The sequence below is a fragment of the Bordetella bronchialis genome, assembly GCF_001676705.1.
In the GTDB taxonomy this organism is placed as follows: domain Bacteria; phylum Pseudomonadota; class Gammaproteobacteria; order Burkholderiales; family Burkholderiaceae_B; genus Bordetella_C; species Bordetella_C bronchialis.
The window spans coordinates 1,338,680-1,351,699 of the sequence record NZ_CP016170.1; the positions used below are offsets into that span (position 1 = coordinate 1,338,680).

Sequence of the window (13,020 nt, forward strand, 5' to 3'; positions counted from 1 at the left end):
GCCATTCTCCAGGAGCCCTCGATGTCCGTCATGCCTTCCGCCGCTTCGGGCGCTGTCGCCCGCTACAGCCGTCCCGCCATCGTCCTGCACTGGCTGATTTTCCTGCTGGTGGCGCTTGCCTTGTTCGCGATCGAAGTGCGCGGCCCGCGCGGCAGCGAATCGCGGGCGCTGTGGACGGGTATCCATATGTGGGCCGGCGTATCCGTGCTCTGTCTGACCGCATTGCGGCTGATATGGCGCCTGGTCCATGGCGTGCCGGCGGCGGAGCAGGGCAGCGGCGTGCTGGCGGCCTGTGCCCGCGCGATGCACTGGCTGTTCTATATCGTGCTGCTGGCCCAGCCGCTGTTGGGCATCCTGATGATCAACTACGGCGGCAATCCGGTGCGCCTGATGGGTACCGGGATCACGATCTCGCTAGCCGGCGCCGACGATGCCGCCCGCGGCACCGTGCACGCCATCCATGTGTTCATGGGGAACGCCCTGTACTACCTGATCGGGCTGCATGCGCTGGCCGCGCTGTGGCATCAATACGTGCTGAAGGACGGCACACTGCGCAAGATGCTGTAAGGGCCGGCGCCGGCTGGCCCGGCCCGGCGGCCCGTGCGCGCGCGGGTCAGCGCACGTAGTAGATGCGCATGGCCTGCTGCTTCTGCGCCGAGTCCAGCACCTTGATCGTCACCCCGCGCGAGATAAAGCCCTCGGGCAGTTGCAGGGTGCCGCTGAGATTATCGAAACGGTCCATGTCCACGGGCAGCGGATCGGGCGTTACGGTGCCGCTGCGGCCATTGGGATAGCGGCCTTCGATGGCGAACTGCAGGGTGCCCTTGAACGGCACGCCGGTAGTGTCCTTGTCGCGCATGACCAGTACCTGGTAGGTCAGCTGGCCCGGCTGGCGCGATAGCGTCGCGGACCGTATGCCGATGGGGCCGCCGCGCGGATCCGGGGGCACGGCATCCTGGAACAGCGCAAGATCCTTGTTCAGGCTCTGGATCTGCTGCCGTGCCTGGGCCAGGTCGGCGGTCAGTTTGTCGTGCGTGGACCGCGCCGCGTCGCGCTGCTGCGTGACTTCCTCTACCTGGCCCTGCAGGCGCTGGCGATCGATATTGGCGGCGCTGAGCTCGCTATGCAGCTGTTCGGATTGCTCCACGGTCAGCCGCTGCGGGCCGTAATTGGTTTGCAGGAACAGGACGCCACCGGCGCCCAGCACGATGCCCGCGAGCAGCAGGACCAGCCAGCGCGGCATGCGCCGCGATCGTTTTCCAGGCTGATAAACCGAAGGTTTGAAAACCGCGCGCTGCGACCGTCCGAACATCCCATCCATCCAAATAACAATAAAAGCCCCGCTCTGCATCCGGCGACACCGCCATGCAGCGCGTATGCGGGCGTGCGTTGCCGACGCCCCGCCGCGTTGAATTGGCGCGGCGAGCGCTCAAAGCATTGAAGGATAACCTGCCGCGGCACCCAGCAGCCATTTCGACAAGCCTGGTTGCCTACCCTGAAATTGTGAAATATCCGGTCAGGTCCGGGCCGCGCGCAGGTTCGCGTCCAGTTCCGCCAAGCGCTGCGGCGTGCCGACATCCATCCAGCGTCCCGCATGGCGCTGCCCGCGCACCGCGTGGCGGGCAATGGCCTGCGACAGCAGGGGACCCAGGCGCGCCGGGGTGCCCGGCACGATGCCGCTGAAAAGGCCCGGATGGTAAATCCCTATGCCGGAAAACGTCAGCCTCTGGCCTTGCGCGGGATCCAGCGTACCGTCGGGCCGCCAGTGGAAGTCGCCGCCGGGATGGTGGTCGGGATTGTCGACCAGCAGCAGCCAGGCTTGTACCGATGCGCCATCCACGGCGCCGGCCAGCGGCGCCGCCAGCGCCGGATTCCAATCGCACCAGACGTCGCCGTTGACCACCAGGAAGGGCCGGTCCCCCAGCATGGGCAAGGCCAGCGCGATGCCGCCCGCGGTTTCCAGGGCGGTCCCTTCGCGGGAATACCGCAATCTGGCGCCGTAGGCCGCGCCGTCCCCCAGCGCGGCCTCCAGGCGGTCGCCGAGCCAGGCATGGTTGACGACGATGTCCGTGATGCCGGCGGCGACCAGCCGTTCGATATGCCAGCCGATCAAGGGTTTGCCGCCGGCCTGCAACAAGGGTTTCGGAAGGCTGTCGGTCAGCGGCCGCATGCGCTCGCCGCGGCCCGCGGCCAGTATCATCGCCCGCATCAGAAGGTGTATCCCACCGTGGGCTGGCGGTCGTCCAGCGTGTCCAGCAGGCGCAGGAGCGGGGCGAATACGCCGTAGCGGCCAGCGACCTGGCGGACGTAGGTATTGACGCGCGGGATATGGGCCAGATAGCCGGGCTTGTTGTCGCGATGGTGCAGCCGCGCGAAAACGCCCAGGATGCGCAGGTTGCGTTGCAGTCCCATCCATTCGTACGCGCGGTGGAATTCGGCAAAATCCGCGGCGACCGGCAGCCCGGCCGCGCGCGCCATTTCCCAATAGCGGATGGCCCAGTCCAGTTGCTGCGCTTCTTCCCAGGTGGTGCGGGCATCGGTCACCAGCGAGGCCAGGTCGTATGTGATCGGGCCCGCCAGGGCATCCTGGAAATCGATGATGCCCGGATTGGGACCGTAGCGTTCGCCGTCGCAGGCCATCAGGTTGGGCGAATGGAAATCCCGGTGCACCAGCACGGTGGGCTGGCTGGCATTGGATGAGGAAAGCAGGGAAAAGACACCCTGCAGCGCGTCTTGGGCGGCGGCGTCCAGCGTTACGCCATGGTGGCGGCCCACGTACCATTCCGGGAAGAGCTGCAGCTCCGCCGCCAGGCGCGCGCCGTCGTAGGCCGCCAGTCCGCTTACCGAGGCCTGTTGCATCCGCACCAGCGCGGCGAGCGCCTGCCGATACATCGTTTGCAGCGTGGCGTCGTCCAGCCCTTCCTGGATGCGCTGGTAGTAGGTGTGGGGCCCCAGGTCGGACAGCAGCAGGAAGCCGCGCGCCGGATCCTGGGCCAGGATCGCCGGCACGTTCAGGCCGGCGTCGCCCAGCAGGCCGGCCACATGCAGGAAGGGGCGGACGTCCTCGTGGGGAGGCGGCGCGTCCATGACAACCACGGAGCCCCCGCCGGCATCCAGGCGGAAATAACGTCGGAAACTTGCATCGCTGGAGGCGGGGCGCAGGGTGTCGGGCGCCAGCGCCAGTGTGGCGGGCAGGCCGCGCAGCCAATCGTGCAGCGCGTCCAGTCGGGGATCGGCGGGGGTGGACAAGGAAAAGACCTGTGTAGGAAAAGTGGCGATTCGGGGGGCGTGAATACCCCGTATTCAGGGATATCGCGCATGCCGGCGCATCGGCGGCTGCGCTGACGCCGAGCTTATCTATAATACCGGCTCTTCGCGGCCCTCGCGGGGCGGGCGTGCATCGCCGTCCCGGCCGCCTTGCCCTCTCTTTTCAGGTTCCCTCGTACGTGCGCATCGTCCGGTCGTTGATCCTATTCCTTGCTGGCGCGGTCTCTGTCGCCCAGGCCCAAGTCGCAACGGATACGTCAGCGGGTTCCCAGCCGTCGGCGGCGCAAGCTGGCTCGAAAAAGGGCGCCCAGGAAGTGGAAGTCCTGGGACTGCGTTCATCCCCCGGGCTGCGCGTGCACCGGCTGACCAGCGACCAGATGCCGGCCTACCTGGAAGCCGACACCATGGACGGCGACCCGGATTCGAACGTCACGCTGACCGGCCGCGCACAGGTGCGCCGGATCGACACCATCCTCAAGGGCGACCAGATCACCTATCGCCGCGCCTCGGGCGAGGTCGATTCCCAAGGCAGCGCGCGCCTGTTCCGCGAAGGCACCGTGGTGACCGGTCCGGCCATGCAGTACAACGTGGACAACGAAAGCGGGCAGCTCAGTTCGCCGAATTTCTGGCTCGGTGCGACGGGCGGCCATGCGCAGGCCCAGCATGCGGATATTTTCAGCCGCTCGACGATGCGGCTGCAGAACACCACCTACGCCGGTTGCGAATGCGCGCAGCCGTCGTGGTACATCAAGTCCGATTCGGTGGACATGGACTTCGACGAGAACGAAGGCGTGGCCCGCAACGGCGTGCTGTATTTCAAGGATGTGCCCATCCTGGCCTCGCCGTACATGACGTTCCCGATCAAGAAGGAACGCAAATCGGGCCTGCTGCTGCCGACCTACGGGTCGACCAGCCGTAGCGGCTTCGAAATCATGACGCCGTATTACTTCAATCTGGCGCCCAATTACGACGCGACGCTGTATCCCCGGCTGATGTCCAAGCGTGGGCTCCAGCTGGGCGGCGAGTTCCGCTATCTGGGGTCTAACTACGCCGGCATTCTGCAGGGGACCTACCTGCCCAGCGACAACCAGACCGGCGAAAAGCGGTGGATGTATTCGTCCAGGCATAGCCAGAACCTTGGCGACGGCTTTTACGCCAGCTGGAACGTCAATGGGGTGTCCGACGATAACTACTATCGCGACTTCTCGACGATCGGCCTGAACGAAGCATCCACGACCTATCTTCCCCGGCAAGGCCTGGTGGGCTGGAGCAACTCCTACTGGCAGACCTCTGTGCAGGTCTACAAGTACCAGACCTTGCAGGACCCGGATGCCCCGATACTGCCGCCGTACGACAAGGTGCCGGAACTATCCTTGAAAGGGCAGCGCTATGACTTCCATGGTTTCGACCTTGAACTCGACAGCACCGCCACGCGTTTCCAACGCACCCTGGTGGGCGCGGGCGAGGAGTTCCCCGGCACTAAGAACGGCCACTACGGGCCCGATGGCGACCGGCTCCAGGCGTATCCGAGCATTGCGTTCCCGATCGTGCGGCCCGGCTGGTATATCACCCCCAAGGTCGGCTACAACTTCACGCAATACCAGAGCACGAACTGGTTTGGCGGCGATTGGAATTTCCTGGGGACGACCAGCGGCTATCCCAGCAGCATTTCACGCGGCCTGCCGATTTTCTCGGTCGATAGCGGGATGACGTTCGAGCGGGATACGACCCTGTTCGGGAAGGACTCGATCCAGACGCTGGAGCCCCGCCTGTATTACCTGCGCGTGCCGTATAGGGACCAATCGCGCATGCCGGTGTACGACACGTCATTGGCCGATTTCAGTTTCGCGCAGGCCTTCGAGGAAAACCTCTACACGGGCGGTTGGGATCGCATCGCGAATGCCAACCAGTTGACGGCCGCGCTGACCACGCGTTGGCTGGATGCGAACACGGGCTTCGAGCGCTTGTCCGCATCCGTGGGGCAACAGGTCTACTTCGAGGATCAGCGGGTGACGCTGCCCGGCGAAACGCCGCGTACGAACGTACGTTCCAATTTCCTGGCGGAGACCTCGGCGGCGCTCACCGATACCTTGAGCACCACGGTCAGTGCCCAGTACGACCCGTACAATAGCCGTTTCCAGCAGGGTCTGGTTTCGGCGCGGTGGAGTCCTCAAAGATTGACCTCGATATCGGTGTCGTATCGCTACCAGCGCGATCCGCCCGTCCTGAGCAACGGCGTACAGCAGGCCTACCTGCCGCAGGGCCAGAACCAGGTCAGCCTGGCATTCCAATGGCCGTTCACGCAGCGCCTGTACGGTGTCGGCCGCATCGACTACTCGATGCACACGGGGCCCATCCTGAATTCCGACAACCAGACCGTGCAGGACTCCCGCCGCATCACCCAAGCCATCGCGGGACTGGAGTACAAAGGGGATTGCTGCTGGACCGGCCGCGTGGTGTTCCAGCGCTATGCGGTCGCCACCGACGAGGTCAACACAGCCGTGTTCTTCCAGCTCGAGCTGAACGGCCTGGGTGCCTTGGGTACCGATCCCTTGAAGCTGTTGCGCCGCAGCATACCCGGCTACGAGTCCGTGAACCCGCCGCCGCAGCCCGGAACGTCTTTCGAAAGGTATGAATAATGCGTAGTGTGTTTTTGCCGGCTCGCCTCGCGCGCGGCGTCCTGGTCCTGGCGGCATGCACGTCGCTGCCGCTTGCCGCCTTCGCGCAATCGCAGTCGCCATCCACCGCCCCCGGGCGCCAAGGCACGCAGGCCAGGAAGCCGGCCGCGAAGCCGGCCGAACCGGCGGCCGCGCCGGCCGCGGCAAGCCCGGCCCCGGCTCCGCAGCCCGACCAGTTCGCCGACGGTATCGCCGCGGTCGTCAACAAAGACGTCATCACGATGCGCGAGGTCAACGAGGCCGTGAAGACGGCCACGCAAGAGCTCACGCGGCAGAACATCCAATTGCCCGATCCCAAGGTCCTGCAGCGCCAGGTGCTGCAGCGCCTGATCATGGAAGACCTGCAGCGCCAGGAGGCCCAGCGCCTGAACATCCGCGTGGACGACGCGCAGGTGGACCAGGCCATCGGGACCGTGGCCGCGCGCAACAAGATGTCCATCGACCAGCTGCGCCAGGCCATCGAAAAGCAAGGCATGACGTGGACCAGCTATCGCAAGGGCATCCGCAATGAAGTGCTGGCCGACAGGCTGCGCCAACGCACGGTCGATGCCAATCTGGTCGTTTCCGATGCCGAAGTGGACGCCTTCCTGAAGGAACAGCAGCGCCGCCAGGCAGCAGGCGGCGCCGCGCCCGCGGCCCAGGGACCCGCGCAGGCCAGTGCCGCGCCCCAGGCCCCGGCCGCCGCCGGCCCGCAGATCTTCAGTTTGGCGCAAATCCTGGTACGCGTGCCAGAAAGCGCCACCCGCGACCAGGTGGCCGTGTTGCGCAAGAAGGCCGAGGATATCCTCGCGCGCCTGAAGAGCGGCGCGGATTTCGCCAGCGTCGCGGCGGCGGCATCGGACGGCCCGGAAGCCCTGCAGGGCGGCGCCATGGGCGATCGCCCGCTGGAAGGCTGGCCCGATCTGTTCGTCAATGCCATCGCCAATCTCAAGCAGGGCGAGATCTCCGGCATCATCCAGAGCGGCAACGGCTTCCATATCCTGAAGGTGGTGGCTCGCCGCAGCGCTGGAGCGCCCGCGCCGGCCCGCAACCCCGCCCAGTCGCCCGCGACCGCGCCTGCCGCGCCGCCGCCGCCGAATCCCAGTTCGGACGGCGCCGTGCCGCTGCCCCAGGGGCCCGTGCAGGTGACGCAAACGCACGCCCGCCACATCCTGATCAAGACCTCCGCCGTGATGTCGGATGACGAGGCCCGCCAGCGGCTGGAGCTGCTGCGCCAGCGCATCGTCGACGGCCATGAAGACTTCGGCGCGCTTGCGCGCCAGAACTCGCAGGACGCCACGGCGCCCCAGGGCGGCGATCTCGGCTGGCTCAACCCGGGCGAGACCGTGCCGGAGTTCGAGCAGGCCATGAACGCCTTGCAGGTAGGCCAGGTCAGCGAGCCCGTGCACACGCGCTTCGGCTGGCATCTGATCCAGGTGTTGGAACGGCGCGAAAAGGACGTCAAGGACGAGGTCGAGCGCCTGCAGGCGCGCCGCATCCTGTTCGAACGGCGTTCCGAGCTGGCCTTCGACGACTACCTGGACCAGTTGCGCGACCAGGCGTACATCGACAACCGCCTGGAAAAGCGCGACCGCCAGGAAAGCCAGGACGGCAGCCCGCGCTGAGCGGGGCGCCGTTCATCATCCCATGGCCCAGCATCAGGCGCGGAAACGGTTCGGACAACACTTCCTGGTCGATGAAAGCGTCGTCGACGCCATCGTGCGCGCCATCGGTCCCGCCGCCGACGACCGCATGATCGAGATCGGCCCCGGGCTGTCGGCGCTGACCCGTCCGCTGCTGGATCGCGTGCGGCACCTGAATGTCGTGGAGATCGATCGCGACCTGGCGGAACGCCTGCGCCGCGATCACCCGCCGGAACGGCTGACGGTGGTCGAGGCGGACGCGCTGACCGTGGACTTTTCGCGATTCGGCGATACGCTGCGCATCGTCGGGAATCTGCCGTACAACATTTCCAGTCCCATCGTGTTCCACCTGATGGCCGCGAGCGACTTCGTGCGCGATCAGCATTTCATGCTGCAGCGGGAAGTCATCGACCGCATGGTGGCGTCGCCGTCATCCTCCGATTACGGCCGGCTGTCCGTCATGCTGCAATCCCGGTACCGGATGGAGAAACTGTTCGATGTCCCGCCGGAGGCCTTCGATCCCCCGCCCCGCGTGGTGTCGGCGGTGGTGCGCATGATGCCGTTGCCGCCGAACCGTGTCCGTCCGCGCAGCGAAGCGGCGCTGGAGCAGGTCGTGGCGCGGGCCTTCGCGCAGCGGCGCAAAATGCTGCGTCGCGCGCTGGGGGATTGGGCCTCGCACATTCCCTGGGAGGCGATGGACATCGCTCCGACGGCACGCGCCGAGGAACTTCCCGTGGACCGGTTCATCGCCCTGGCCGACGCCTTGCTCGATGCCGGCCTGGTCGGGCCCGACCGGCCGCATAGCGCGGAACTCGACGCCTGAGTCGGCGCTTCGCCGTTGTCGCCATGCGCGGCCCGGCGCTCAGGCGGTTCGTCCGGCCAGGAACAGGCGCGTCGCATCGCGCGCCCGGTCGGTGAGCAGGCCGGCCGCCTGTTCGCAGGCCTGGGCCAGCGTCATGGGCCCCGACGCCAGGCTGTAGGCGGCCGTGATGCCCACCCCGTACAGTTTCTCGTAACCGTCGCCCAAAGATCCCGCCAGGGCCACGACGGGCACGCCCGCGCGGGCGGCGATGCGCGCGACGCCGGCCGGCGTCTTGCCGTGCAGGGTCTGTTCGTCCATGCGGCCTTCGCCGGTGAAGGCCAATGTCGCGCCTTCCATGGCCTGTGCCAGTCCGCCTAGCTCGGCGACGACTTCCACGCCTGGCCGGAAGGTGGCGTTCAGGAATGCATGGGCCGCGAAGCCCAGGCCGCCGGCCGCGCCGGCGCCCGGCCTGTCTCTTTCGTCGCGGCCCAGCACGCCGGCGCTAAGGTCGGCGAAATGCGACAGGGCGGCATCGAGCTGACGCACGTGTTCGGGCGTGGCGCCCTTTTGCGGACCGAAGACGGCCGATGCCCCGTGTGGTCCGCACAAGGGATTGTCGACGTCGGAGGCGACTTCGATGCGGACGTCCGCCAGGCGTGGGTCCAGTTGGGCGACATCGATGCGCGCCGCCTGCGCCAGCGCCGCGCCGCCATCGGCCACGGGCTTGCCCTGGGCGTCCAGTATGCGCAGGCCCAGCGCGGCGAGCATGCCGGCGCCGCCGTCATTGGTGGCCGATCCGCCCAGGCCCAGGATGATGCGCCGCGCGCCCGCGTCCAGCGCGGCGCGCAGCAGTTCGCCCACGCCGCGGCTGGTCGCGCGCAAAGGATCGCGCCGTTGCGGCGGCACTTGTTCCAGTCCGGCGGCGGCGGCCATTTCGATGACGGCCGTATCGTCGGCCAACCACCCCCACGCGGCCTGCGCGGTCGCGCCCAGCGCATCCGTCGCGGCGCTGGACCGCCATTGACCGCCCGTCGCCGCCAGCACCGCGGCCACCGTGCCTTCGCCGCCGTCCGCCATGGGGATGGCGACGATGTCCGCAGCGGGGCACGCGGCAAGTACGCCACGCGCGATGGCGGCTGCGGCGTCGGGAGCGGACAGGCTTTCCTTGAAAGAGTCGGGCGCGATGACGATTTTCACGGTCGGTTCTCGTTGTGTGTGTGCGGGCCGTATCGTTGCCGCGGGCGCGGCGGGAAGGGGCTCATGATAACGCCCGGAGGATATCGCGCATGACCCTGGGCATGCGCGGGGGTACCATAGGATGCTTGCTCAACTTCCACAGGAATCCCGTCATGGCAGTGCTGCGCCGCACCAAAATTGTCGCCACCCTGGGCCCCGCGACGTCGTCGCCGGAGCGCATCGAAGCGCTCGTGCGCGCGGGCATGGATGTGGCCCGCCTGAATTTCTCGCACGGCGACACCGAGGACCATCGGCGGCGCGCGCAACTGGTGCGCGAAGCGGCTGCCCGGCAAGGACGCTTCGTCGCCTTGATGGGCGATCTGCAAGGTCCCAAGATACGTATTGCGCGCTTCAAGGACGGCAAGGTAAGCCTGAAGGTGGGTGCGACCTTTACCTTGTCCAATAGCCATCCGTACGAGGAAGGCACCGAGCAGATCGTGGGCATCGATTATCCGGAGCTGGTGCAGGATTGCCGGCCGGGCGACGAGCTGTTGCTCGATGACGGGCGTGTGGTGCTGCGCGTGGACACCATAGACCGCGATTCCGTGCAGACCACGGTGATGGTCGGCGGGACGTTGTCCAATAACAAGGGGATCAATCGTCGCGGCGGTGGTTTGTCGGCGCCCAGTCTTACCGACAAGGACCGCGCGGACATCAAGGTGGCGGCGGATCTGCAGCTGGACTATGTGGCGGTATCCTTCCCGCGCCACGGCTCGGACATCGACGAGGCGCGCGAACTCGTGCGCGCGGCCGGCAGCCAGGCCTGGATCATCGCGAAAATCGAACGAGCGGAAGCCGTGGCGGACGACGAAGCGCTGGATGCGCTGATACGCGCCAGCGACGGTGTCATGGTGGCCCGTGGCGACCTGGGCGTGGAGGTCGGCGACGCGGAGCTGGCCGGCATCCAGAAGCGGATCATCCAGCATGCCCGTACCCTGAACAAGGTGGTCATCACGGCGACGCAGATGATGGAATCGATGATCTCCAATCCGCTCCCGACGCGCGCGGAGGTCTCCGACGTGGCGAACGCGGTGCTGGACTATACCGACGCCGTGATGCTGTCGGCCGAAAGCGCCTCGGGGCAGTATCCCGTCGAGGCGGTAGAGGCGATGGCGCGGGTGTGCCTGGGCGCGGAGAAGCATCCCACGTCGACGCATTCGCATCACCGGCTGGGCGAGACGTTTTCCCGCTGCGATGAGACCATCGCGCTGGCGGCCATGTACGCGGCGAATCACTTTCCCGGCATCAAGGCGGTGATCGCCATGACCGAAAGCGGACATACGCCCTTGATCATGTCGCGTATCCGCTCCGGCGTGCCCATTTACTGCTACAGCCCGCATCCGGTCACGCAGAATCGCGCGGCGTTGTTCCGGGGTGTGTATACGGTGCCGTTCGATCCCTCCAGCTACGATCCGGCGGAGCTCAGCAACGCGGCGATCGCGGAGTTGAAGCAGCGCGGGCGTGTCGAACAGGGGGACTGGGTGATTTTGACCAAGGGCGATTTCTATCGCGACAGCGGTGGGACGAATGGGATGAAGCTGCTTCCGGTGGAGTAGGGCGGGGGCGTTGTGCCTTTGTCTGCCGGTCGGGGTGGTCTACCTTTTCGCCGGAGGTCCGGTCGTCGGTTGTCGCCGCTGCGTCGGGTTGTTGCCGCTGCGTCGGTGGGCCGTCCGGCGGGGTGGTCACCTGTCGGGGCCAGCCTGATCGGCCGGTCCGGCCCCCGGGGGCCGGACACCGCTGCGCTAATCTCGTCCGGCGGGCGTTTGTCGTTTGCGTTCTTCTTCATGGCGTCCGCGCCACGCCTGCCTTCGATTCCGCTTGCTCGTCCTCAACAGGCTGGCCCCGACAGGTGACCACCCCGCCGGACTCCGGTGTCTCTCATTCACGGGCGCTGGGGCGGTCGGGGTGCTTGCGCTCCGTGGCCTGAGGGCGGGGGTGTGGAAGATTTGCGTGGGCCCGCTTTTTCCGGCGCCCCTGCGGCGCCGGAAAAAGCTTACGCGATGCCGTGGTTGGGGCGTACTGGCGCTGTGTGAGTGTCGGGTGTGTTTATCCCTGCTTGGCTGTCGGAGAGGGCTTCGGGTCTCGGGCTTCGAGCTTCGAGCTCGGGGCGGGCGGCTAGCCGAAGAACCAGTAGCAGACACCTATGGAGGCCAGTACGCCGGCCAGGTCCGCCAGCAGCGCGCAACCGATGGCGTGGCGGGCGCGGCGTATGCCGACGGCGCCGAAGTACACCGCGAGTACATAGAAGGTGGTTTCCGTGCTGCCTTGTACGGTGGCGGCCATCAGTGCCGGAAAGCTGTCCACGCCGAAGTGGGACATGGTGTCCAGCATCATGGCGCGCGCCGCGCTGCCGGAGAATGGCTTGACCAGCGCGGTGGGCAGGGCATCGACGAAGCGCGTGTCCCATCCGGCCGCATGGGCCAGCCATCGTATGCCGTCCAGGACAAGGTCCAGCGTGCCCGAGGCGCGCAGCACGCCCACCGCGCATAGCATCGCCACCAGGTAGGGGAGCAGGTCGCGCGCGATGTCGAAACCCTGTCGCGCGCCTTCGATGAAGCATTCGTACACCGCCACTTTTTTCCGGGCGCCGTACAGCAGGAAGGCCAGGATGACACCGAACAGTGTCAGGTTGCCCAATAGCGAGGACAGCGCCGCGATGGCGGCGGCGGACAGGGTGGCCAGCAGCGCCGCGAAGGTGCCCAGCAGGACGATGCCCGATAGCAGCCATGCCAGCACCACGGGGTCGCGCAGCCGCAGCCGCTGGCACACGGCGACGGACACGAAACCGACCAGTGTGGACGCGCTGGTCGCGAGCAGGATGGGCAGGAATACCAGCGTGGGGTCGGTGGCGCCCTGTTGCGCCCGGTACATGAAGATCGTCACGGGCAGGAGCGTCAGTGACGACGCATTCAGGACCAGGAACAGGATCTGCGCGTTGGTGGCGGTGTCGGGACGGGGATTCAGGGCCTGCAGCTCGCGCATGGCGCGCAGTCCGATCGGCGTGGCGGAGTTGTCCAGACCCAGCGCGTTCGCGGCGAAGTTCAAGGTAATAAGCCCGATCGCCGGATGGCCGCGTGGCACCTCGGGCATCAGCCGGGCGAACAGCGGTCCCAGCAACCACGCCAGGCCACGCACGATGCCGGCCTGTTCGGCGATGCGCAGCAGGCCCAGCCACAGGGTAAGGGTCCCGAAGAGCAGCACCATGATTTCCACGGACAGGCGCGCCATGTCGAACAGCGCGCCGACCATGGCGGCGAAGACGTCGGCATGGCCGCCTATCAGCCACCGCAGGGCGCCGACCAGGCCGCTTGCCAGGAAAAAGGCCAGCCATATCTGATTGAGCATCGCGTGGCGCGCCTATGTCACCGGACCGGCCGGCGTATGGCGCGGCGATGCGTGGGCGAGCCGCCCGTGC

Annotated in this window: 10 protein-coding genes; 5 read left to right on the top strand and 5 right to left on the bottom strand. The window is 67.0% G+C overall.

Annotated features, from left to right (window positions below):
• The first annotated feature begins 21 nt into the window (after nucleotides 1–21).
• Entirely contained in the window at nucleotides 22–567 is a 546-nt protein-coding gene (locus BAU06_RS05935) for a cytochrome b (RefSeq protein WP_415834842.1), read from the top strand.
• A 46-nt stretch (nucleotides 568–613) separates the two neighbouring features.
• Here BAU06_RS05935 and BAU06_RS05940 read toward each other — a convergent pair whose 3' ends face one another.
• The 3 genes from BAU06_RS05940 to BAU06_RS05950 all read right to left on the bottom strand — a co-directional run bounded on the left by BAU06_RS05940 (nucleotide 614) and on the right by BAU06_RS05950 (nucleotide 3,249).
• Nucleotides 614–1,312 carry a DUF6776 family protein gene (locus BAU06_RS05940; RefSeq protein ID WP_066345501.1) on the bottom strand — a complete coding sequence of 233 codons (699 nt, stop codon included), beginning with the start codon at nucleotides 1,310–1,312 and terminating at the stop codon, nucleotides 614–616.
• 204 nt (nucleotides 1,313–1,516) lie between these two features.
• Nucleotides 1,517–2,209, bottom strand: a complete 693-nt coding sequence (gene murU / locus BAU06_RS05945; RefSeq protein WP_066345502.1) for an N-acetylmuramate alpha-1-phosphate uridylyltransferase MurU — start codon at nucleotides 2,207–2,209, stop codon at nucleotides 1,517–1,519.
• Nucleotides 2,209–3,249, bottom strand: coding sequence for an aminoglycoside phosphotransferase family protein (locus BAU06_RS05950; protein WP_082988007.1), 1,041 nt, complete (start codon nucleotides 3,247–3,249; stop codon nucleotides 2,209–2,211). The genes murU and BAU06_RS05950 overlap by 1 nt, the downstream gene beginning before the upstream one ends.
• Before the next feature lie 197 nt (nucleotides 3,250–3,446).
• Here BAU06_RS05950 and BAU06_RS05955 point away from each other — a divergent pair, with 197 nt between their 5' ends.
• Genes BAU06_RS05955 through rsmA form a run of 3 tightly spaced genes read left to right on the top strand, consistent with a single transcriptional unit; the run spans nucleotide 3,447 to nucleotide 8,390 of the window.
• A complete protein-coding gene (locus BAU06_RS05955; RefSeq protein ID WP_415834843.1) occupies nucleotides 3,447–5,906 on the top strand; it encodes an LPS-assembly protein LptD in 2,460 nt (819 codons plus the stop codon).
• The gene (locus tag BAU06_RS05960) at nucleotides 5,903–7,549 is read left to right on the top strand and encodes a peptidylprolyl isomerase (protein ID WP_066345506.1); all 1,647 of its coding nucleotides are present in this window, start codon (nucleotides 5,903–5,905) and stop codon (nucleotides 7,547–7,549) included. The genes BAU06_RS05955 and BAU06_RS05960 overlap by 4 nt, the downstream gene beginning before the upstream one ends.
• A 22-nt stretch (nucleotides 7,550–7,571) precedes the next feature.
• Nucleotides 7,572–8,390 carry a 16S rRNA (adenine(1518)-N(6)/adenine(1519)-N(6))-dimethyltransferase RsmA gene (gene rsmA / locus BAU06_RS05965; RefSeq protein ID WP_066345507.1) on the top strand — a complete coding sequence of 273 codons (819 nt, stop codon included), beginning with the start codon at nucleotides 7,572–7,574 and terminating at the stop codon, nucleotides 8,388–8,390.
• A 39-nt stretch (nucleotides 8,391–8,429) separates the two neighbouring features.
• Here rsmA and BAU06_RS05970 read toward each other — a convergent pair whose 3' ends face one another.
• On the bottom strand, nucleotides 8,430–9,566 hold the full coding sequence (locus BAU06_RS05970) for a glycerate kinase (protein ID WP_066345508.1): 1,137 nt from the start codon (nucleotides 9,564–9,566) through the stop codon (nucleotides 8,430–8,432).
• 152 nt (nucleotides 9,567–9,718) lie between these two features.
• Between BAU06_RS05970 and pyk the strand changes: the two genes are divergently transcribed.
• Nucleotides 9,719–11,161: a pyruvate kinase gene (gene pyk / locus BAU06_RS05975; RefSeq protein ID WP_066358236.1), complete on the top strand. Its 1,443-nt coding sequence runs from the start codon at nucleotides 9,719–9,721 to the stop codon at nucleotides 11,159–11,161.
• A 559-nt stretch (nucleotides 11,162–11,720) separates the two neighbouring features.
• Here pyk and BAU06_RS05980 read toward each other — a convergent pair.
• Nucleotides 11,721–12,950: a nucleoside recognition domain-containing protein gene (locus BAU06_RS05980; protein WP_066345510.1), complete on the bottom strand. Its 1,230-nt coding sequence runs from the start codon at nucleotides 12,948–12,950 to the stop codon at nucleotides 11,721–11,723.
• Nucleotides 12,951–13,020 lie beyond the last annotated feature (70 nt).

Bases quoted from the DNA above. Each gene is read 5' to 3' on its own strand.
- murU (WP_066345502.1), bottom strand. From the start codon at position 2,209: ATGCGGGCGATGATACTGGCCGCGGGCCGCGGCGAGCGCATGCGGCCG.
- rsmA (WP_066345507.1), top strand. From the start codon at position 7,572: ATGGCCCAGCATCAGGCGCGGAAACGGTTCGGACAACACTTCCTGGTC.
- pyk (WP_066358236.1), top strand. From the start codon at position 9,719: ATGGCAGTGCTGCGCCGCACCAAAATTGTCGCCACCCTGGGCCCCGCG.
- BAU06_RS05940 (WP_066345501.1), bottom strand. From the start codon at position 1,312: ATGTTCGGACGGTCGCAGCGCGCGGTTTTCAAACCTTCGGTTTATCAG.
- BAU06_RS05980 (WP_066345510.1), bottom strand. From the start codon at position 12,950: ATGCTCAATCAGATATGGCTGGCCTTTTTCCTGGCAAGCGGCCTGGTC.
- BAU06_RS05935 (WP_415834842.1), top strand. From the start codon at position 22: ATGTCCGTCATGCCTTCCGCCGCTTCGGGCGCTGTCGCCCGCTACAGC.